We start from the raw sequence: 20,486 nt of genomic DNA, 5'->3' as shown, positions 1-20,486 counted from the left end.
TTTTCATAACACCGCTCATTTAGCGGTATTATGAGTATAAAAATTGGTTTTAATAATCGCTTATCTGCGGCAACCCCACCAGCACTGATAGACAAAAGTCACTGCAACCGCAAAAGATAAGCCTGCGGCAGCAAGTAGACCAACAGTACCGTAAAATGAGCCAGCGTAAAAAGTGACGGCACTAATACCCAGCCACCAAGGTAATCTTTTTAAAAGGCATCTTCTCATACATCTATTCATTTTATTTCTCCTTAAAAAAAATTGAGTTCAATAAAATGAGTATGTCAGAAACAGTTTCACAAAACCGTGAAGTATTTCACTGTTTTTCATATTCTGGAGATACTGAAAGAAGGAAAGGCTCCGCTATAGAGCGAAGCCCTTTGATAAATTAGTCGCGTAGCAACTCGTTGATAGATGTTTTTGAGCGTGTTTTCGCGTCTACTTTTTTCACGATCACAGCACAGTATAGGTTCACACCGTTTTTCGATGGCATAGAACCTGCAACAACAACAGAGCCTGCTGGCACTTCGCCATACATAACTTCGCCTGTTTCACGGTCTACGATTTTTGTGGATTGGCCGATGAATACACCCATGCCCAAAACAGAACCTTCGCGAACGATACAACCCTCGACGACTTCGGAACGTGCGCCGATGAAACAGTTGTCTTCGATGATTGTTGGGCCTGCTTGCATTGGCTCAAGAACACCGCCGATGCCAACGCCGCCTGATAGGTGAACGTTTTTACCGATTTGTGCGCATGATCCAACAGTTGCCCAACCATCAACCATAGAACCTTCATCAACATAAGCGCCGATGTTTACGAATGATGGCATCAAAACCACACCTTTGGCGATAAATGCGGAACGGCGTACAATTGAACCTGGAACTGCGCGGAAGCCAGCGTCTGTCCATTGGTTTTGACCCCAACCGTCGAATTTGGATGGCACTTTATCCCACCAACCTGCATTGTCTGGGCCACCTTCGATGATTGCCATGTCGTTTAGGCGGAAAGACAATAGAACAGCTTTCTTAGCCCATTGGTTCACATGCCAGCTGCCATCTGCGCGTGGTTCAGCAACGCGTAGTGTGCCGCTGTCCAATGCGTTAAGCGTATCTTCGATCGCTTCACGTGTTTCGCCTGTTGTTGCTGGCGTAATCGTGTCGCGGGCTTCCCAAGCAGCTTCAATTGCCACTTCTAACTGTTCATTTGACATGGAATCTCCAATTCGTGTCTGGATAGATTTTTGTGATGCATATAGATTGTAATCAGACCGTGTGCAATCCACGGCGACATTTACGAAGGAATATTCGACATGGGACGTAAACAAGCAAGTTTTCCAAATGCAGAGGCTGATCTAGAAGCAGCCAAAAAAACACCGGACACCCCCCAAACACGGGCACCTGCCTATCGTTTGGCGTTTGCTGATGACGACTTCTTGTGTCGTGATGAACTGCGCGCCACGCGCATTCAGTTAGAAATGATGAAACCAGAACTGATTTTGGCAGAACGCGGCATTGAAAGCACTGTTGTCATGTTTGGCGGCGCGCGTATTCCCGACCCAGAGTTTAAGGATAAGGCGCGCACAAAAACATTATCAGACCTGTCCCATTATTATGATGAAGCACGCACATTCGCGCGTGTTGTAACAGAACGCAGTATGAAAAGTTACGGCAAAGAAAACGTTGTTGTCACAGGCGGCGGCCCAGGTGTGATGGAAGCGGGCAACCGAGGTGCTGTGGATGCAGGTGGCGCATCAATCGCGTTGAACATTGTATTGCCGTTTGAGCAAGCACCAAATGAATATTGTACGCCAGAGTTGTGCTTTAACTTTCACTACTTCGCGACGCGTAAAATTCATTTCCTAATGCGTGCAAAAACCGTCACTGCATTCCCTGGTGGTTTTGGCACGTTGGATGAATTGTTCGAAACACTGACGTTGATCCAAACAGGCCGTATGCGGAACGTGCCTGTGATTTTGTTTGGTGAAAAATTCTGGCGCTCTATCGTGAATTGGGAAAACCTTGCAGATGCAGGCACTATTTCTGATGAGGATTTGGATCTGTTCCATTTCGTTGAAACCGCTGAAGAAGCTTTGGCGATTATGGACAAATGGGACGCTGAAAACCCTGCTTAATCGATAATATATTCGACGAGTTCTGTGCGTTGGATAAAGTTGAAATTATCATCTGAAACAAGGGTGATCCGGATTTTATCCTGATCATCCTGCCACACGGAAATGCCCTCTAAATTATCATGTTGGTTTAATGAAGATTCGATGATTGTTTCTTCGTTCGTGAACCCAGATTTTGTTAAATCAAACCGTCGGACGCGCGAATAAACACCGATTGGCTTTTTAAAGTTTCGCTCCAACAGATAGAATTTTCCATCTGGCCCAAAGTCAGCACCAACCGCCAAAAACGCACCACGGCGTGGAATGGACAAGCGTTTATCCCATGCTTTGCCATTGTAACGATAGACTGGGAATGGTTTTCCCAATGCACCTGATCGTTCTGGCAGAGTATATAGGCGCCCTTTTGCGTCTATTGCCAAAGCCTCTAAGGATGAATTGTTTTGCAGGCGTTTGAAATCTGGGTGGCGTGGTAGCCATGCCGCTTCGGATGTTGTGTTTCGGTACGTCCAAACACGGTGGTAACGTTCAAACGATATATAAATACGCCCATTGGATCGTATTGCGATACCTTCGCTATCACCCAATGACTTCCCGCTTACAGGATTGCCTTTGGTGTCTTTGATTTGAGTTAGTTTTTGCTGACTAACACCCGTAATTTCAGATCCGTTACGTTCGATCTTACCACTGTAAAATCGCCCTTGATCTGTCGTCATCAAAAATGTCCTGCCATCATCATCCAAGTGAATAGACGATAAGCCACCAAAATCATCGTCAGAATTGCTCAATGTAAAACTCGACAACAGCCGCGCATCCGCAGCCATTGCAGCTTGCGCTACACAACAAAATATCAGTATCCATTTAATCATTGAGACTTCAAAACAGTTCCACACTGATTTGGCAAGTCAGCCATAACGTAATCCCGCGCACCGCGTTTTTTCTTTTTCGGTTTCGGCTTTGGCGCATTCGGATCAGGTGGCTCTAATGCGGTTGTCACCCACCAGTTCAAATCGCTATCGCAACCCGTCGCATTTTTGGACAATTGTTTAACTGTTGGTGTTTGCGTCTTACACCCAACTGATCCGGCAGGGCATTTCAGGCGCACATGAAAATGATAATGATGCCCCCAGAAAGGGCGCACTTTTTGCAACCATCTTTTATTGCCGCGCGCGTTTTCACACATCCAAACTTTTGCAGGGGCAGTGATAAAAATACGATCCACCGCAGGATCGCTTGCCGCGGCTTTGATCACCTTCATATGATCATGCGTCCAATTGCTGTTCACTGTACGCCAATTCTTTGCGCGCACCGTTTTAGACGATAGGTTTTCGCGTTCTTTACGGCTGAGGTTCAAACGTTTTGGCGGTAACAACCAGATATCAGCATCCAATCCCAGCTGATGCGATTGATGACCTGACAGCATTGGGCCACCACGCGGTTGAGAGATATCCCCAACGTATAAACCTGCCCAATCTGTTTCCTGTGCCACTTGGGCAGACAGGCGTTTCACAAAATCAATCGTTTCAGGATGCCCCCAATTGCGATTGCGGCTTAGGCGCATTGCTTGCCACGTTGGGCCTGTTTCAGGTAATTGAACCGCACCTGCCAAACAGCCTTTGGCATAACTGCCATAAGCGTGCGAGGATTGCTGTGATGGTGAATTCTTTGACCCAAAAAGCTTATTCGCTTTGGTTTGGGCAAAGCTTTCAGTCACCGCAAGAGACGCCCCCAAAATGATGGACGCAGATAAACAAAGTGTTTTGATAAAATGACGTTTTAAAATTATTCATACTCCTTGCCTGGGCGGACCCATACCAACAGGACCAAACCGATTAAAAGTAAAACTGCTACTGGCAAAATACCCAGTCTTTGGCTTTGTGTTAAGTCTGTAAATAGTGCGATTAAACCAGGAGCCAAAAATGCTGTGGCGCGACCTGATAAAGCGTACAACCCGAATGCTTCTGTCATACGCTCTTTGTTGGCTTGGAACACCATCATGGTTCTGGATGATGCTTGAATGGCACCACCTGCACCACCAATTAACGCACCACAGATCATCATCATTTTATCAGGTAATGTAGACCCTTCGGCCAATGGTGCCGCAAAAAAGCTTTCGCGCGATGTGCCAACCAATAGGATACAGACAACGATCAAAACAACGATGCAAAAGATGATCACTTTTTTCGGCCCATAGGCGCGGTCCATAAAACCACCGATCCAAGATGCAACAGCCGCTGTGATGGCCGCGATTATTCCAAAGATACCAATTTGAACGATAGACCAACCCAATACACCAGCCGCATAAATGCCACCAAAGGCATACAAACCATTAAGCGCATCGCGGTAAAACATAGACGATCCAAGATATGCAAACAGGCTGATGTCTTGTGGCAACTTCTTAATCGTGTTGAACAATTCTTTCATCGCATTTGAAATTGCATTCGCGACTTTTGGTTTACGTTTCGTATCAGGAACCCAAAGGAAAAATGGGATCATAAAGACAATGTACCACAATCCCGTTAAAGGCCCCACTGAACGCGTGCCTTCACGCGCTTCAGCATCAAGACCAAAGAGTGGAGCGTTGCCCAATAAGGTTACACCTTTGTCATTTTCTGCCAAAAGCAAAAGCATGATGAATAAGGTCAGAACACCTCCAAGATACCCAAAGCCCCAACCGCTTCCTGAAATTTTACCAATTTCAGAACGGTCACCCAAATCAGGTAACATTGCGCTAACAAATATCTGGGACATTTCCACGCCAATGAAACCTATCGCAAAGAACATAAGAATACGTGTTGGATCATCCATCCCAGGCGTTGCCAACCACAGTGGGAATGCACCTAATACAAAGAGGATTGAACATGCCATGATCCACGGTTTTCGTGGACCTGTTGTATCTGCAATTGCACCCATGATTGGTGCGCTAACCGCTAGAATGACACCGATGATTGTCATCATAGTGCCCCACATGATCTGCCCTTGTGTGCCATCACCCACAACTGCGGATGTAAAGTAAGGTGCAAAAATAAAAGTCACCAACAATGTGTGATAGGGTTGTGCGGCCCAATCATACGACATCCAGCTCCAGATCGCTTTTTTACTGACTTTTGATGACATGGATGTCCCCTGATATTTTTTCTTTTAATGGAACATTTTTATAGGGTGTCTGGCAAGTTTTTTCAGGTTCCAGGTGGCCAAACCCGCGTATCTTCGGCTTTGATCCAATTCTGCACCCATTCTGGCATCTCTGGGTTCCAATCAGGGTGGCCTAAAGCCTCTGCCACGCGTTGTGTTGGCACTATGCCATTTTTATCGGTCACTGCGGAACGGTAGAGGATTGATGACGTTGCTTCGCCCTTACTCCACATTGATTGCTCGATATATAAAAACCGCTCATCACGCCCGACTGGACGTGTTTTCATCGTGAATTTTTGAAACGTTGTTATACGACGGCGATACCGCACGGATGCACCTGCCATCGTCAGACCCCACTTATGGGTTCGTAAGGCTTTTAACAGACCCACACGTTGCCCCATCGCAATACGGCCCAAGTCATAAAGCGATAATGTGCGACCATTGTTAAGCTCGCCATAGAAATCGATATCGATTGGCCAACAAATATGCGTCGAAACATGCGTTTCATCCAGCGTGATTGGTCGTGCACTACTAAATTTTATAAGTTCTTTGCCAAGACGTATAAATGGGAACATGGGAAATCTCCTTTGAAAAAACGCTATCAAAACAAAGGAACGATGCAACGGCGACGTCGGGTCACACCAAGTCTTGCCAAATGGATAAACGCACCATAAATCTAGTGCACTGGAAAAAAGGGCCTGACCATGACATCGATCGCACAAATTTTGCTGTTTGTTTTAGACATCGCTTACACAATTCTAATCATTCATATCATCATGAGTTGGTTGATTAACTTTCAGGTATTGAATTTACACCAGCCTTTGGTCGCTCAAATCTGGTACGGTATTAATCGTTTGTTGGAACCTATTTATGCCCCTATCCGCCGTTTTATTCCATCAACAGGCGGTATTGATTTTACACCTATCGTTGCGTTTATAGGGATTTATGCGTTGCGTGTGATCATCACAAACAACTTTCTCTATTAAAAAAGGCCCGCGCAGAACGCGGGCCAGATATATTACTGGCGAAAGAGGGGACCTTATCAGCCTGTAATGTCATGAATGTATGCATCTTTACCCCAAAGCTGCTTAACACGTTGATCACGCCCACAAGCATCGCGGTATTTTTTGTAAGCTTTGGCTTTTGTTGTTGGGCCAAAACGTGTGATGACCAAATCTGATTTTTTATAGTAATCTTGGTGATATTCCTCTGCCAGATAAAATGGGCTGGCGTTTTTAATCTCGGTCACAACAGGTTTTGGTAATTGTCCACTGGCATCCAAAGCTGCTTTGGATTTTTGTGCGGTTTTTCGTTGTGCATCATTCAATGCAAAAATACCTGTGCGGTAGCTTGGACCACGATCACAGAATTGACCACCTGCGTCTGTGGCATCTACGGAACGCCAAAAGATATCTAACAGCTCATCATAGCTGACCACCTTTGGGTCATAGACAATCTTTGCCGCCTCATAGTGACCAGTACCGCCTTTACCAATGCGCTTATATGTTGCTGTTTCTGCGGAGCCACCAATATATCCTGTGACAACATCTTTCACGCCTTTGACAGCTTCAAAATCTGATTCAACGCACCAAAAGCAACCACCTGCAAAAATAGCGGTTTGTTCTGCTGCTTGCACAGCGGATGTGGTGGACAAAACAGAAAGTGCCACAAGGGAAGTCTTGAAAATATTCATAGCTTACACGCCTCATTAAGTTGCGTGTATTTTCCGTCAGCCGTGTGTGAACTGCAATTAAACTATGCTTGAGGAAATCGTGAACACTTTGTGTTTTAATGAAATATTAGCGCGGCACCAAAGCAAGCTCGATACGGCGGTTTTCAGCACGATCTTTTTCAGAATCGCCTTTTTTCAAAGGCTGATACTCACCCAAACCATTCGCTGCCAAACGTTCTGGTGGGATTTTGCCCAAAGAAACGATGTACTTCACAACCGCCAAAGCACGTGCTTGGCTCAGTTCCCAGTTATCTCGGAAACGGCCTGCACCTTTGAACGGCGTATTGTCTGTGTGACCATCGACACGCAAAATCCAATCAGCATCTTCTGGCAGCGCACTCGTAACTGACGTGATGACACCTGCCATATCTGTGATCAGAATTTTACCTGACTCGCCCAATTCCGCAGAACCTGATTTAAACAATGCTTCGGATGACACAATGAAACGATCATGATCAGGGTTTTCGATACGCAGATTACCAAGCTTTGCACGCAATTGATCGTGCATTTCAGAATTCACTGCTGCGACATCTGATGCAATACGTTTTGCGCGAAGCTTTTGTGCATCGCGTAGTTTTGCTTCGGCATCATCGTAAATTTGCTGCGCTGCGCCAACCTTTGCTTCTTGGCTATCGCGTTGTTTTTGCAGGTCAGCATAAACCGCTTTTAAGTCTTCGCTTTTCAACGTTTCACGTGTCAAATCCGCTTTGCGTTTTTCCAGCCCAGCCTCTTCTGACAGCAAACGTTCTTTGGCAATTGCAGCAACTTTACGCGATGATGTACGTTGTTTTTGCAAGTCTTCCAATTCCATGGCTAAACCCGCCAGCTCTGTTTGGGCTTGGTTTTCATCAGAACGTGCTATGATAACCGCTTCTTTTCTCTCCTTAACACGCGCAAAAGCTTGATCAAGCTTTTGCGCGCTTGCAGCCATTGCGCGTTCCGCTGCATCAGCTGATCGTTTTGCTGAATCTGCTTGGGCTTTAGCCTCGTTAAAAAAGTCATTACGCAAGTTTTGTAATGTTGATCCGTCTGAATCCGGCACAGCATCTTCATTTTGATCGACGATGATCTGTGCGGCATCTGCTGCGCTGGCAACATTTGCCGTTGCTTCTGCCGCTGCTTTGGCGGCTTGAGATGCCAAGCGCAATTGAACCACAGCAGATTTTATGCGCTCAGCCTCTTGGAATGCTACCAATTCAGCTTGTTCCGCTTGCTCACGTGTTTCCGTAAATGTTTCCACCGTTCCTACAGCCGTTGCAACTTTGCGTTCTAAACTGTCGTCTAGGAAACGCGCCATATCATTTTCGGCCTCAACTAATTTGCTTTTAGCATCATCAACACGATTAGCAGCACGAGAGAATGCTGTTTCAACTTCTTTTAAAACCGCTTCTTGTGCCGCATTCTTTGCACGCACTTCAGATATACGTGTATTAATTGATGCTTCAGAAGATGTTGCGGCCTGCAATCCATTACGTGCAGTCGTCCAATCTGATGTCAGGCGCGTGAATTTCTTTACTTCATCTTCTTGGGAAACAACAGATGTTTGGTTTTTATCATCGCTTGAAAAATCAAGCTTGCTAAAAACGGCAAGCAATCCAAAAACAGCAAGCAGTAAAACAGCGCCAATAATAGCACCTCGGATCAATCCTGAAGATTTCTGCGGTTGCCCAAACTGCAAGTTACTTTCTGGTTTTTGCATCACAAATACACCTGTAAAATCAGGTGCGAATACAATCGCGTCACACTATTACTCACTAAAGTCCGCTCCCCTGCACACCAATTGGTGCCTTACCTTGGGAAAATGCGTAATTTCTGAATATGCGTCAGAAATTGTCCGTCGCGTTCCCCCAGACCTTTTGGCCCATTATTATATAGGCGCATACTAGGTGGGTTTGCAGAATCCGTCAATCAGTGAAGATGCATCTTTTCACATAGTAAAAGGCGCAAATTCAGGGCCTTGACCTTTAATTAGGCAGTTTATTTTGAACGTTTGTCTCTGGCAGCCAACAACTTCAAACGAAGCGCGTTGATTTTGATGAAACCTGCAGCATCTTTTTGGTCATATGCACCTGCATCATCTTCAAACGTTACATGCTCTTCTGAGTACAATGTGTCATCTGACCAGCGGCCTACAGTTACAACAGAACCTTTGTACAATTTCAAACGAACTGTGCCGTTCACATGCTCTTGGCTGGCATCAATCAATGCTTGCAACATTTCACGTTCTGGGCTGAACCAGTAACCGTTGTAGATCAGTTCAGCATATTTCGGCATAAGCTCGTCTTTTAGGTGGGCCGCGCCACGATCCAAAGTGATGGATTCAATACCGCGGTGTGCCTCTAGCATGATTGTACCGCCTGGCGTTTCATAGATACCGCGTGATTTCATGCCAACATAACGGCCTTCAACCAAATCCAAACGGCCAACACCGTGCTTGCCACCAAGTTCATTCAATGCTGTTAACATTTCTGCTGGTGTTAAATCTTTGCCATTTAAGGCAACTGGGTCACCTTTGGCATATGTAATCTCGATAAACTCTGGCGTATCTGGCGCATCTTCTGGATGCACTGTGCGTTGGTAAACATAATCTGGTGCAGCCACTGCTGGATCTTCTAGAACTTTACCTTCTGATGATGTGTGTAACAGGTTTGCATCCACAGAAAACGGTGCTTCGCCACGTTTGTCTTTGGCGATTGGGATTTGATGTGCTTCTGCAAATTCCAGCAATTTCGTACGGCTGGACAAATCCCATTCGCGCCATGGTGCGATCACTTTGATCTCTGGGTTCAATGCATAGGCTGACAATTCGAAACGCACTTGGTCGTTCCCTTTTCCAGTCGCGCCGTGCGAAACCGCATCCGCACCAGATTCAGCTGCAATTTCAACAAGACGTTTTGAAATCAATGGGCGTGCGATTGATGTGCCCAACAAATACAAACCTTCGTAAACTGCGTTTGCACGGAACATTGGGAATACAAAATCACGTACGAATTCTTCACGAACATCTTCGATATGAATGTTTTCAGGTTTAATGCCCAAAAGCTCTGCTTTTTGACGTGCTGGTTCCAGTTCTTCACCTTGGCCCAAATCAGCCGTGAATGTTACCACTTCGCAGTCGTATTCCGTTTGCAACCACTTCAAAATGATCGATGTATCAAGGCCGCCAGAATAGGCTAAGACAACTTTTTTAGGTGCAGACATGGATTAAGCTCCGAAATAATGGATTCTGTTGAGCGGGGTTTATTGGGTTTTAGCCAGACGAGCAAGGGGCAGCATGGTTTCATTACTGAATGAAGAGAATTGTGGTGCGTAGCCAGAATTATTCTAGCTTTCCGCGCGATCAGAAACGGTTTATGAACCGCAGCAACAGATTTACACGGATACCAACGATATGGCTGATTTTCTAAATGATGTTGCACATGCAACCAAAGCAATGCGTGCGCTTTTTCCAGCGACGCCATTGCAGAAAAATGAATATCTTTCAGATAAGTTCAGTGCAGAAATTTACCTAAAGCGCGAAGATTTATCTCCTGTGCGATCTTATAAAATTCGCGGTGCGTTTAATGCCATGAGCAAAGCATTGGCCAGCGGCGATAAACCAAAGGTTTTTGTTTGTGCGTCTGCCGGAAATCACGCCCAAGGTATTGCATTTGCTTGCAAGCATTTCGGTGTGAAAGGCGTGGTTTTTATGCCCGTCACAACGCCAGGGCAAAAGATTAATAAAACAGCTGCCTTTGGCGGTAAGTTTATCGAAATCAGATTAGAGGGGGACTATTTTGATGAAACCCTTGTTGCCGCCCAGAAATACGCAAAATCAGCAGACGGCGTCTTTTTACCACCTTACGATTCCGTTGATGTGATCGAAGGACAGGCATCTGTTGTGCATGAAATCCGCGAACAGTTATCAAAGCCAATCGATTACATGATCTTTCCAGTTGGCGGCGGCGGATTGTCCTCTGGGTCACTGAAATATTACGGTGCGTGCGATACTCAACCCGAAATTCGTTTGGTTGAACCTATGGGCGGGCGTAGTTTGCATGCCGCACTTGAAAATGGTGGCCTTGTTACATTGCCGACCGTTGATAATTTTGTGGATGGTGCAGCCGTGGCACGTATCGGCGATAATAACTTTGAGGTTCTTAAACAAACATCAGCCGATCATGTTTTAGGTGTAGATGAAAACCGTTTGTGCGCAACAATCCTAGAGTTATTGAATGTAGAGGGCATCGTTTTGGAACCTGCAGGTGCGCTTACCGTTGATGCCCTGAAAGACATGACCGACGAGATTGCTGGAAAACGTATTGTTTGTGTTACCTCTGGTGGTAACTTTGATTTTGAGCGTTTGCCTGATGTCAAAGAACGTGCATTGCGATTTGAAGGTTTGAAAAAGTACCTGATCTTGCGCTTACCCCAGCGCCCGGGTGCCTTAAAAGACTTTCTTAATCTTTTGGGGCCAGAAGATGACATTGCCCGCTTTGAGTATTTGAAAAAATCAGCACGCAACTTTGGGTCTGTGTTGATCGGCATTGAAACCAGTGCAAAAGGTGGCTTTGAAAGCCTGTTTGATCGTATAGATAAGGCAGGCTTCACATTCCGTGACATAACAGATGATGAAACATTGGCAGAGTTTTTAGTATGACCCAACTTTTGAACACACAGGTTTTTGGCGATGCGACGGAGCAACCCACATTACTGATTGCACATGGCCTGTTTGGGTCTGGTCGCAATTGGCGCGCAATTGCACGGCGGTTCAGTGTGGATCGTAAGGTTATCACTGTCGATATGCGCAATCATGCTGGCAGTTTTTGGGATGATGATCACAGCTATCATGCTCTGGCCGATGATCTGGGAAATACATTGAGTACTCTTAACGGTCCCGTTGATCTGTTAGGGCATTCCATGGGGGGCAAGGCTGCTATGGTTTTAGCCTTACGCAATCCAGGAAACTTAAATCGCTTATTAATTGCTGATATTGCACCCATCGCCTATGCCCATTCGCAGATTTCAAACATCGATATCATGCGCAGTCTTGACCTATCACAAATTACACGCCGGTCTGAGGCGGATGTATTACTACAAAATCAATTGCCTGAAGCCGCATCGCGTGCGTTTTTACTACAAAGCTTAGAGCTTTCAGAAAACGGCAATCGTTGGGCCCTTAATTTAGATGCTCTGGCAAATAGCATGGATGACATCGTTGGTTTTCCGAGTGTATCAGGCAGCTTCAATAATCAAACTCTATTTATCAAAGGTGGCGCATCAGATTATATTCTGTCATCGCACATGGGCACTATCAACGCGCTTTTTCCAAACTCAAATTTAACGGAAATCCCCAATGCAGCGCATTGGGTTCATGCCGAAAACCCACGTGCGTTCATAGAGGTGGTTGCCGATTTTTTAGGCGAAACTATTTAGCCAAGTTGTGATACTTTATTTGCCATAAAGCTTGCTTTTGAAGACGCGTATACTTGCACTAGATCCGCGACCTTAAAGTCTGGTTCATTTCCGGCTTTGGTAACGTCTTCGCCTTGACTACATTGGTCTGCGAATGTCTTGAAACCAAGGTTCGATGCACATCCTTTTAAAAGATGAAACGCTGCGGATCGATCATTCGGTGCCATCGCTTCGTACCCTGTTGCTAAGTTTTCCATCACTTCATCCACTTCATCAAGGAATAACTCTACAACTTCATCCATTTCATCAGCGCCTACGTCCTCTTGCAGTTGCCGAACTTGTGCCCAGTCAATCACTTTTGTTCTCCTTTTTAAATCGGGCCGAAATTAGCGGCCCGTTAGCTTTATAATTAATAATCTCTAAAATGATGCCATTGGTGTTGGCTGTTGCTACGTCATTTAAACTGTCATCATTTTCATAAACACCAGACACCCATCCTCGGTCTTTTGTTTGAGTTTTTTGCACAGCATCAACCAAACGTTTTGTGTAATCTGTTTTGAATAGTGCGTCCCAACCAAATGCAGCTTTCGTACTGATTGTGCGTAAATTGGGAAATATTTCACCGCTTTCTGAAACTGCATTCCACGCTACACCATTCGCAAAAACAGTATTATAGATAAAATAAGGCGCTTGGTTTATGTTGTCTTCGCTTACTGCAGTTAGCTGGCCAGTGTTTCTAAAACGGCTTTCCTGAGCTTTATAAATACGGTGCGTTAATTCTTTTGCTTGGTGATCCAAACCAAATTCTATTGCCATAAGAATATAGGGTTCACTCACAACATAATTAGGGGCGCCAAACAGCGCGATATCCCGACTATCAATAGGGATATTTTGATCTTCCACTGTTTCCAATCTCATATAGTCATCATATTTTAATGCTACGGTCGCATCCAAACCCAACAGACCTATGGCGCGAGCGCCATATTCTTCGTATCCCAATCGACCCTCTTGAACATGTTCTGGCAGTCCTGTCTCTTCGTGCAAACGGGCACCAATCAAAACACCATCTTTGACCAATCTTTCGAAACTCCAATTTGATAAAATTTTTCCCGCTGCCGCAGAATGTTGTGGATAATCATATAATAAAATATTCAAAGGCACCGCGATTCTTGCCACATCCAATGCAGACCACCCAATACCTGTCTTGGAAGGCGTGTTGTTATATGTCGTCATTTGCAGATGACGTGTATCATATACTTTATTAGGCAACTGATCAAAGAACAGGGGTAACTTCGTAAGTGTTTGCAACACCTGCGACATGCGTTCATCAAACTTTTCCAAATCAATAACGCCTAATTTTAATGCGGAAATCAAACCCAAGAGATATGAAGATTGGTCCCATAAGGTAGTCGATGGAAAGCCATCAACCGAATTAACTAGACCCGTTTGCGCGTTGTAATTTCGTTCAAAATACTGCCATGCAATTACTGCATTTTGGATATCATGCGCCTCTAGCACATCATGCTGTGCAAGTACTGTTTGATTTTTAGTTATTTGTAATACATTTTTCCCAGACGTTTTAGACTGCGCATACTGCACTGCATTATCACTGGAAATCGCAATAATCGCGGCCAAAAGTAATCCAATAATGAATGCAATATGGCTTCTCGCTTTTAAGATATTATTCATGCGTGCACCTGTTTTACCAGGCGGTTTTTTACGTCAATATTATGTCCATTTTCCTTATCGGGTGTCCAAAGTGCCGCATTTATCAAAACCGTCATCGCATTCGCATTATACAAAGCCCAAAATGTATTCACCACGAGCAAACCAATATCCCTGCCTTCAGGCGCAATCCATGCTTGGGTAAATGCGTAAACAAGTGCCATTATAGTTATAGCAACAACAGCAATTTGCGGCGCAACCAATCCTATATGACGTTGATCGTCTCTTTGTTTTGGCGTTACATGAAACTTGATTTCCTTACCGCGCAGCACAGCCCACAGCGCCATTATATTAAATGAAAAAAACGCAATATTCAGCATTTTACCTTGCCGATTATCAACACCCCAAGTGGCAAATACAGCTGCCATTTCATGGATAATTAAAAACGGCAATAGATGTAAAAAGAAGTCAATTGAATAAGCAGCAATGGGCGACAGACCTGTGAACAATGCAATCAATGGCGCCGCAATAAAAATAACAGTCCATAAAGGCGTTAAATATGACCAAAAGGTTGCAGCATACATCAAGCTTTGACGAAAATTTAACCCAGCTTTGAATAGTGGGAAATCGTTGATCAAAATATCTAAACTTCCACCTGCATATTTAAACCTTTGCATAGCCCAGCTTTGAATATCCAGCGGCGACAGCATTTTGCTTTCGACCTGAGGATGATAAACGGATTTCCATTTTCGCACAGGATCACTGTGTAGTAAAATAGACGTATATATATCCTCGGAAACATGGAATTTATAAGGCGTCAGGCGCGTCGAGATTGATAGCTCCTTATGCACTGCTTTTCTAAGGTTATGTGCAGCACTTTCTTGTCTAGAATATGCCACAAATTGATTTGCATTTTCATCAATTGATCGCGCATAATTTTTCAATGCGACTTCCATTACGGCTTCTCGTCTATGAATGGATCCCGCACCGCAACAAAACGATGTATTCAATCCATTTCGTCTGCGTTGAATCACATCATAAAATAACTTTGCATCATTGATAAAAGGATCACGTCCCACAACAATAGGTCCTATCAGACGCTCCACAAACTTTGCAGTAAAGCCGCCTAAGCACCCATAGCGTTTAGTCCACTCCCAGATCAAACCTCTACCCTTAGGGATGTCATAAAACCATTGTGGTGTTTGAACCCAAGCCACATCAGGATCTCGAAAATACCCAAGTGTGTGTTCTAAAAATGTCGGGAATACGCGTGTATCAGAATCCAAGATCACGATGAAATCACCTTGGGTCACAGCCATAGCATTGCGCAAGTTCCCAGCTTTATAACCAGCATTATCGCTACGCGTAATGTAATTCACATCCTCTTCATTCGCGACTTTTTTCATTTGCGTTCGGTTACCATCATCCAAAACATAAATACGTAAATCCAGTTCATAGGGATACGTAATAGCCTTTGCATCTCGGATAGAATAACGCGTCATTTCGGGATCTTCGTTATACGTAGGCAGGAACACATCAACCTTGATTGGTGTTTTAGAAACGCGATCTGGAATCAGTTCATCACAAAACTCAGGCGCTTCTGTCTGTGGCGTGTCATTCACAGACCACAGATTATGCACATACAAAAGCAAGCCAATAAAAGCACACACTTCCGCGCCAAAAACCAAATATGAAAACCACGACACATCAGGATTAAATGAGAACATCCATCGCCAAGACAAATACCATAAACCCAAACCAACAGTACAAATTGCCAAACATTGCCAGATCGTTTCAATAATTATGGAATGGGGCAAAGGCGGTTCAGGTTTCCTATCTTCAAACTCAGAAAAATAGAATGTTTTTAAGTCTGCCATTATGACCTCGTTCACACTGCTCCCATCGTATGTCGCAAAATCTTCCTAATGAAGCGTTACAATTTGCAAAAAATATTTTGCAATGCTTCATCAGTTTTTAATTCCCATAAGACATAAACATCATGGAACACATCCAACGAGGCTGCCTTGGAAAACTTACAAAACACACTATCTCATCCAACTATAGATAATGGTGAAGAACTAGCTGTCTTGGTTGTTGATGATAGTAAGTTGCAACTAAAAATCGTTTCTTCATATTTAAAAAAATGGGGGCTAAACCCTGTACAGTGTTTGAGCGCTCAAGAAGCATTAGAGCATTGTAAAAATCAAAATTTCGATCTGATTATAAGCGACTGGATGATGCCTGATGTGAATGGTTTAGAATTTTGTAAAATCTTCAAAAAATTGAACCGCTCAAGTTATGGGTACTTCATTTTGCTAACATCAAAGTCGGCAAAGGAAGAAATTGCAGAAGGCTTATCCAGCGGTGCCGATGACTTTTTGTCAAAACCAGTAAATCCAGACGAATTATTCGGGCGTATTCAAGCAGGGCAGCGCATCCTAAAGATGGAACAAAGCCTGCAAGAAAAAAACAAACACATCTCTGACACTTTGGCCGAGGTCCAAGCGTTAAATGAGGAAATCAGAAAAGACTTAGTCGCTGCAGAGAAATTACAGCTGTCACTTATTCCAGAAAATCATAAAAAGCTTCCTGCTGGCGACATATCTATTTTATTTAAATCATGTGGACATGTTGGCGGTGATCTTGTTGGTTTTTTTCAGTTTTCAAATGCCCGTTTGGGAATGTATTCCATCGATGTTTCAGGGCATGGAATATCTTCAGCCTTAGTAACAGCCCGCTTGGCTGGATACTTAAGTCGAAATAACAAGGCTCAAAACATCGCGTTTGAACGGGATAACAGCGGAAGATATATTCAGAAATCACCAGCGCAAATTGCGAAAGCATTAAACAATCAATTACTCGCAGATATGGAAACCGAACATTACTTTACACTGGCCTTTGCCGATATTGATTTGGAAACAGGGCAGGTTGACTTTGTACAGGCAGGGCACCCCCACCCCGTAATTGTTCGCAGTGACGGAACATCCGAATTGGTTGGCGCAGGCGGTCCGCCAATCGGGTTGGTAGAAGGCGTAAATTATACCACGGAAACACTACATTTAAATCACGGCGACCGACTGTTATTGTATTCAGATGGCATCACAGAATGCCAGAATGCTACAGATGCATTATATGACGATGATAACATGCTCGCAACGTTATCTAACCATGTAGATAGCACGGGCTTAGAATATCTAAACACATTGTTATGGGATGTCAGTCAATTCGCAAATGGCACACCATTTTACGATGATCTATCGGCAATTTTATTCGAATTTTCAGGAAAAAATGCATAGTAAAAGACCAAGATTTACATTGCTTCAACACCCCCGCTTTAACCTAAGAGGAAATTGGGGCTGTCTTTCATGCACTTTCTTCGTTGTCATATTTTCAAGCTTATTGCACAATCGCTCTGCCTATTCAGTTTGGCATCTTGCGCAACATTTCATGCGCCTTCCATAAAAAACGTTGCGCAACCGAACAATCGTCCTGTTCGAAATTTCACATCTTTTAACGCGTCCTTGCAGTGCATGGACCGTCTGCTCACCAAACAGAAGAATAACCGTATATTGGTATCCTCGACAGGCATCACAGATCTATCACGCAAAATATCTGTGGGTGCAGATGATATGCTGGTTAATGCGATTAACCATATGAATGTGAGCAATGGAAAATATGTCTTCTTAGACCAATCGTTAGAACGCAAGGATGGGCAGATAAAGCTGCTAACTTTTGCAAAGGACGATATAAAGCCACAGTTGTATTTTCGTGGCGCGATCACACAAGTGGATAGCAATGCTGTTAATGATCAGGCAAATGTAAGCCTTGATCTGACAAACGCACCCCATCCTTTTACAATTAATGGCGGTGCTCTCACTTCTGTTACGCCAAGTTTAAACCGCAGCGCATCTATTGTTTCTGTGGATCTACACCTTGTGTCTTACCCAAGTAAAACCATTTTACCAGGTGGCTCAGTTGCAAACTCTATGATCGTGACAAACAGTACATTTGGAACAGGTGGTAAGGGGTTAATCAAATTGACTGGATATAACCTCTCTTTATCATTCAATCGCATTGAAAGTGTTGGGCAAGCTGTGCGCAATTTGGTCGAGTTGGGTGTGATTGAACTTCTTGGGCGTCATGCGGGTGTGCCATATTGGGAATGCTTAAATATCGAACCCTCAAATGAAAAGAAACAAAACTTAAAACGTTCTAGATACAAAGCAACACCCAAAATACTGTCCATAATTGAAACACAGCGTATGTTGGAAAAGTTGGAATATTTGTCTGCACGCCCGACTGGTATTATGGATCGAAAAACCCATGCGGCACTTTCAAAATTCCAATCAGACAACCGCCTAATTGCAACGGGTGATTTAAACTATGATACCTATGAGCATCTAAAACAAAAAATATATGGCTACACTGTAAATGGCCGGGGTAGACATGCAAAACAGCCTATGAAGCGTAACCCAAACGGGACGCAGATAAAGTTATCCGCACAAAGTAAGCATAAAGCGGGCGACCTTTTCAAAATTAATATTCATACAAACAGCGACGGTTATTTAACCTGTTTTCATCAATCTGATTCTGGGCCCGTGACACAAATATTACCGCAGCAATCTGATGTGAGATTACAAGTCACCGCTAATACAGAACGAAAGCTGCCAAGCAAGCAGGATAGTTTTAAACTGAAATTCGAAGAAACTGGCGTTACGGAACATGTTCTATGCACCTTGCAAGATTTCAGCACCACAACACTTTTTTCCAAGCAAGCAAAATCATTTGCAAAAATACCCGTTCGCGACATAACTCAGTTACCGCGGCATTTTATTAAAACAGCCACCTTAACAGACTGGGCGATGATCAGCCGTAACGCATCACCGTAAGGCCAAAACAGCGCGTAAAAAATCACAGTCGCCTTCATTACTGATCAAATCCAATGCATCATCCACATCCGTCCATATTGTCGTATGAAATGGTTCTATCGGATCTTGTAACTTGTAAACTGGGCGACACAGATAAATGTGGCAAATCTTTTGCGCCCAAAATTCATAATCCAACATATAAGTGAACCGTTGATATGCACCAAGGCGGCGATCAACCTGCACTTTCCAACCCGTTTCTTCCAGGCACTCGCGATGCAGCGCTTGCAAAGCCGTTTCATCAGGGTCAATTCCACCGCCAGGCAGTTGGATTTCTGATTCTGGCACCGCTTGATGGGTCAGTAAAATTTCATTGCCGTGCAGAATCACCCCATAAACGCCAGGGCGATGTTTATAAGTGATATCAGTTTTAACAGATTGGCCGTAACGTCTCATACCGCTGACATACCCCAAAACAGATGAAATAACAGCGGGGAATTGCCCTTCGGCAGAAAACATCTTATTGGGGCAAAAAAGCCAAGGTGCATCATGTCTACAAACCAAGCAAAAATCGAATGGGATGATACCATCCTACCATTCCAATTGGACAAATCCGACGTGCGCGGACGCGTGGCCCGTTTGGATGGCCTGTTGAACACTATTTTAGAACAACACAATTATCCTTTGGAAGTGTCAGCAATCCTAGCCGAAGCTGTTGTTCTAACGGCCCTGATCGGCCCAACTGTTAAATTGCGTTGGAAACTATCTCTGCAAATTCGCGGAGATGGGCCAATTCGTATTTTGGCAACTGACTATTACGGCCCACAAAACGAAGGCGAACCAGCACGTATTCGCGCTTATGCCAGTTTTAACAAAGAGCGTTTGGAAACAGAACGGGGCACACCGTTTGAAAAAATTGGCAAGGGTATATTTGGCGTCTTGATCGACCAAGGCCAAGATATGAAACCATACCAAGGCATGACACCCCTTGCTGGTGGTTCATTGGCAGCATGTGCCAGCACATATTTCGCGCAATCAGAACAACTGCCAACAGAGTTTGAATTATCTGTCGGTCAATCATCTACAGCCGAAGAGCAGAACGAATGGCGCGCTGGCGGTGTGATGGTTCAGTTGATGCCACAAGCATCCCCATTTGCGACCAAAGATCCAGAGGGTGATGCACCAGAAATCATGCAATCTGATAATTTGGATTTGGGTGAATATGACGATGGTTGGAACCGTGCAACTATGCACCTGAAAACTGTTGAAGAAACAGAATTGGTTGGTCCTTATGTATCCCCAACCACATTGTTGATGCGCTTGTTCCACGAAGATCAACCACGCGTGTTTGATACACAACCAGCTGAATTCGGTTGTTCATGTGGCCCTGAAAAAGTGGAATTCACCATGTCCATGTATTCGCAAAAAGACATCGAAAAGATGACTGCGGATAACGGCATGGTCACGGCAGATTGCCAATTCTGCGGCGCCCATTACGAGTTGGATCCGAAAACTTTGGGGTTTGACGCCAAGTCATAAACCCACACTAGGCTTGCAGGCGAAG

General features: G+C 44.3%; 19 protein-coding genes. 7 read left to right on the top strand and 12 right to left on the bottom strand.

Annotated features, from left to right (window positions below; translation table 11 throughout):
- Positions 1-388 precede the first annotated feature (388 nt).
- Entirely contained in the window at positions 389-1,216 is an 828-nt protein-coding gene (dapD, locus tag F9L33_RS08630) for a 2,3,4,5-tetrahydropyridine-2,6-dicarboxylate N-succinyltransferase (protein WP_152142355.1), read from the bottom strand.
- Positions 1,217-1,315: 99 nt separating this feature from the next.
- On the opposite strand from dapD, the gene F9L33_RS08625 reads away from it, so the two are divergent.
- Positions 1,316-2,137 (top strand): LOG family protein, encoded by an 822-nt coding sequence (locus tag F9L33_RS08625; protein ID WP_152142354.1) that lies wholly within the window; start codon positions 1,316-1,318, stop codon positions 2,135-2,137.
- On the opposite strand, the gene F9L33_RS08620 is transcribed toward F9L33_RS08625, so the two are convergent.
- The 4 genes from F9L33_RS08620 to F9L33_RS08605 form a co-directional block, all read right to left on the bottom strand.
- Entirely contained in the window at positions 2,134-3,000 is an 867-nt protein-coding gene (locus tag F9L33_RS08620; protein WP_152142353.1) for an esterase-like activity of phytase family protein, read from the bottom strand. The two genes, F9L33_RS08625 and F9L33_RS08620, sit on opposite strands and share 4 nt — an antisense overlap.
- Entirely contained in the window at positions 2,997-3,845 is an 849-nt protein-coding gene (gene mepA, locus F9L33_RS08615; protein WP_226804045.1) for a penicillin-insensitive murein endopeptidase, read from the bottom strand. Before mepA ends, F9L33_RS08620 begins: the two co-directional genes overlap by 4 nt.
- 68 nt (positions 3,846-3,913) lie before the next feature.
- Entirely contained in the window at positions 3,914-5,248 is a 1,335-nt protein-coding gene (locus F9L33_RS08610) for an MFS transporter (RefSeq protein WP_152142351.1), read from the bottom strand.
- A 62-nt stretch (positions 5,249-5,310) separates the two neighbouring features.
- Entirely contained in the window at positions 5,311-5,841 is a 531-nt protein-coding gene (locus F9L33_RS08605; RefSeq protein WP_152142350.1) for a thioesterase family protein, read from the bottom strand.
- A gap of 129 nt (positions 5,842-5,970) precedes the next feature.
- Between F9L33_RS08605 and F9L33_RS08600 the strand changes: the two genes are divergently transcribed.
- The gene (locus F9L33_RS08600) at positions 5,971-6,252 is read left to right on the top strand and encodes a YggT family protein (protein ID WP_152142349.1); all 282 of its coding nucleotides are present in this window, start codon (positions 5,971-5,973) and stop codon (positions 6,250-6,252) included.
- Between the two features lie 56 nt (positions 6,253-6,308).
- Here F9L33_RS08600 and msrA read toward each other — a convergent pair whose 3' ends face one another.
- The 3 genes from msrA to F9L33_RS08585 all read right to left on the bottom strand — a co-directional run bounded on the left by msrA (position 6,309) and on the right by F9L33_RS08585 (position 10,199).
- Complete coding sequence (gene msrA, locus F9L33_RS08595) at positions 6,309-6,959, bottom strand: peptide-methionine (S)-S-oxide reductase MsrA (RefSeq protein WP_152142348.1); 651 nt, start codon at positions 6,957-6,959, stop codon at positions 6,309-6,311.
- 106 nt (positions 6,960-7,065) lie between these two features.
- Positions 7,066-8,697 carry an OmpA family protein gene (locus F9L33_RS08590; protein ID WP_152142347.1) on the bottom strand — a complete coding sequence of 544 codons (1,632 nt, stop codon included), beginning with the start codon at positions 8,695-8,697 and terminating at the stop codon, positions 7,066-7,068.
- Between the two features lie 278 nt (positions 8,698-8,975).
- Positions 8,976-10,199, bottom strand: coding sequence for an argininosuccinate synthase (locus F9L33_RS08585; protein ID WP_152142346.1), 1,224 nt, complete (start codon positions 10,197-10,199; stop codon positions 8,976-8,978).
- A 190-nt stretch (positions 10,200-10,389) separates the two neighbouring features.
- On the opposite strand from F9L33_RS08585, the gene ilvA reads away from it, so the two are divergent.
- Positions 10,390-11,637 carry a threonine ammonia-lyase IlvA gene (ilvA, locus tag F9L33_RS08580; protein WP_152142345.1) on the top strand — a complete coding sequence of 416 codons (1,248 nt, stop codon included), beginning with the start codon at positions 10,390-10,392 and terminating at the stop codon, positions 11,635-11,637.
- The gene (locus F9L33_RS08575) at positions 11,634-12,413 is read left to right on the top strand and encodes an alpha/beta fold hydrolase (RefSeq protein ID WP_152142344.1); all 780 of its coding nucleotides are present in this window, start codon (positions 11,634-11,636) and stop codon (positions 12,411-12,413) included. The genes ilvA and F9L33_RS08575 overlap by 4 nt, the downstream gene beginning before the upstream one ends.
- On the opposite strand, the gene F9L33_RS08570 is transcribed toward F9L33_RS08575, so the two are convergent.
- Genes F9L33_RS08570 through F9L33_RS08560 form a run of 3 tightly spaced genes read right to left on the bottom strand, consistent with a single transcriptional unit; the run spans position 12,410 to position 15,934 of the window.
- Complete coding sequence (locus tag F9L33_RS08570) at positions 12,410-12,748, bottom strand: Hpt domain-containing protein (RefSeq protein WP_152142343.1); 339 nt, start codon at positions 12,746-12,748, stop codon at positions 12,410-12,412. The genes F9L33_RS08575 and F9L33_RS08570 overlap by 4 nt on opposite strands.
- The gene (locus tag F9L33_RS08565) at positions 12,741-14,081 is read right to left on the bottom strand and encodes a DUF3131 domain-containing protein (protein ID WP_152142342.1); all 1,341 of its coding nucleotides are present in this window, start codon (positions 14,079-14,081) and stop codon (positions 12,741-12,743) included. The genes F9L33_RS08570 and F9L33_RS08565 overlap by 8 nt, the downstream gene beginning before the upstream one ends.
- Positions 14,078-15,934 carry a glycosyltransferase gene (locus F9L33_RS08560; RefSeq protein ID WP_152142341.1) on the bottom strand — a complete coding sequence of 619 codons (1,857 nt, stop codon included), beginning with the start codon at positions 15,932-15,934 and terminating at the stop codon, positions 14,078-14,080. Before F9L33_RS08560 ends, F9L33_RS08565 begins: the two co-directional genes overlap by 4 nt.
- Positions 15,935-16,081: 147 nt before the next feature.
- On the opposite strand from F9L33_RS08560, the gene F9L33_RS08555 reads away from it, so the two are divergent.
- Together F9L33_RS08555 and F9L33_RS08550 are read left to right on the top strand one after the other, a co-directional pair.
- A complete protein-coding gene (locus tag F9L33_RS08555) occupies positions 16,082-17,353 on the top strand; it encodes a SpoIIE family protein phosphatase (protein WP_226804044.1) in 1,272 nt (423 codons plus the stop codon).
- A gap of 234 nt (positions 17,354-17,587) precedes the next feature.
- On the top strand, positions 17,588-18,946 hold the full coding sequence (locus F9L33_RS08550) for a DUF4384 domain-containing protein (protein ID WP_193222003.1): 1,359 nt from the start codon (positions 17,588-17,590) through the stop codon (positions 18,944-18,946).
- On the opposite strand, the gene F9L33_RS08545 is transcribed toward F9L33_RS08550, so the two are convergent.
- The gene (locus tag F9L33_RS08545) at positions 18,938-19,441 is read right to left on the bottom strand and encodes an NUDIX hydrolase (protein WP_370452096.1); all 504 of its coding nucleotides are present in this window, start codon (positions 19,439-19,441) and stop codon (positions 18,938-18,940) included. The genes F9L33_RS08550 and F9L33_RS08545 overlap by 9 nt on opposite strands.
- 30 nt (positions 19,442-19,471) lie before the next feature.
- On the opposite strand from F9L33_RS08545, the gene F9L33_RS08540 reads away from it, so the two are divergent.
- Positions 19,472-20,461, top strand: a complete 990-nt coding sequence (locus F9L33_RS08540) for an Hsp33 family molecular chaperone HslO (RefSeq protein ID WP_152142339.1) — start codon at positions 19,472-19,474, stop codon at positions 20,459-20,461.
- The last annotated feature ends 25 nt before the right edge of the window (positions 20,462-20,486 follow it).

It is taken from the genome of Amylibacter sp. SFDW26, assembly GCF_009184395.1.
Taxonomy (GTDB): domain Bacteria; phylum Pseudomonadota; class Alphaproteobacteria; order Rhodobacterales; family Rhodobacteraceae; genus Amylibacter.
Note: the sequence above shows the minus strand (reverse complement) of the source record. Positions and strands in the feature narration are given on the sequence as shown.

Bases quoted from the DNA above. Each gene is read 5' to 3' on its own strand.
- F9L33_RS08590 (WP_152142347.1), bottom strand. From the start codon at position 8,697: ATGCAAAAACCAGAAAGTAACTTGCAGTTTGGGCAACCGCAGAAATCT.
- F9L33_RS08540 (WP_152142339.1), top strand. From the start codon at position 19,472: ATGTCTACAAACCAAGCAAAAATCGAATGGGATGATACCATCCTACCA.
- F9L33_RS08610 (WP_152142351.1), bottom strand. From the start codon at position 5,248: ATGTCATCAAAAGTCAGTAAAAAAGCGATCTGGAGCTGGATGTCGTAT.
- dapD (WP_152142355.1), bottom strand. From the start codon at position 1,216: ATGTCAAATGAACAGTTAGAAGTGGCAATTGAAGCTGCTTGGGAAGCC.
- msrA (WP_152142348.1), bottom strand. From the start codon at position 6,959: ATGAATATTTTCAAGACTTCCCTTGTGGCACTTTCTGTTTTGTCCACC.
- F9L33_RS08625 (WP_152142354.1), top strand. From the start codon at position 1,316: ATGGGACGTAAACAAGCAAGTTTTCCAAATGCAGAGGCTGATCTAGAA.
- F9L33_RS08585 (WP_152142346.1), bottom strand. From the start codon at position 10,199: ATGTCTGCACCTAAAAAAGTTGTCTTAGCCTATTCTGGCGGCCTTGAT.
- F9L33_RS08605 (WP_152142350.1), bottom strand. From the start codon at position 5,841: ATGTTCCCATTTATACGTCTTGGCAAAGAACTTATAAAATTTAGTAGT.
- F9L33_RS08620 (WP_152142353.1), bottom strand. From the start codon at position 3,000: ATGATTAAATGGATACTGATATTTTGTTGTGTAGCGCAAGCTGCAATG.
- F9L33_RS08545 (WP_370452096.1), bottom strand. From the start codon at position 19,441: ATGTTTTCTGCCGAAGGGCAATTCCCCGCTGTTATTTCATCTGTTTTG.
- ilvA (WP_152142345.1), top strand. From the start codon at position 10,390: ATGGCTGATTTTCTAAATGATGTTGCACATGCAACCAAAGCAATGCGT.
- F9L33_RS08565 (WP_152142342.1), bottom strand. From the start codon at position 14,081: ATGAATAATATCTTAAAAGCGAGAAGCCATATTGCATTCATTATTGGA.
- F9L33_RS08560 (WP_152142341.1), bottom strand. From the start codon at position 15,934: ATGGCAGACTTAAAAACATTCTATTTTTCTGAGTTTGAAGATAGGAAA.
- F9L33_RS08600 (WP_152142349.1), top strand. From the start codon at position 5,971: ATGACATCGATCGCACAAATTTTGCTGTTTGTTTTAGACATCGCTTAC.
- F9L33_RS08575 (WP_152142344.1), top strand. From the start codon at position 11,634: ATGACCCAACTTTTGAACACACAGGTTTTTGGCGATGCGACGGAGCAA.
- F9L33_RS08550 (WP_193222003.1), top strand. From the start codon at position 17,588: ATGGACCGTCTGCTCACCAAACAGAAGAATAACCGTATATTGGTATCC.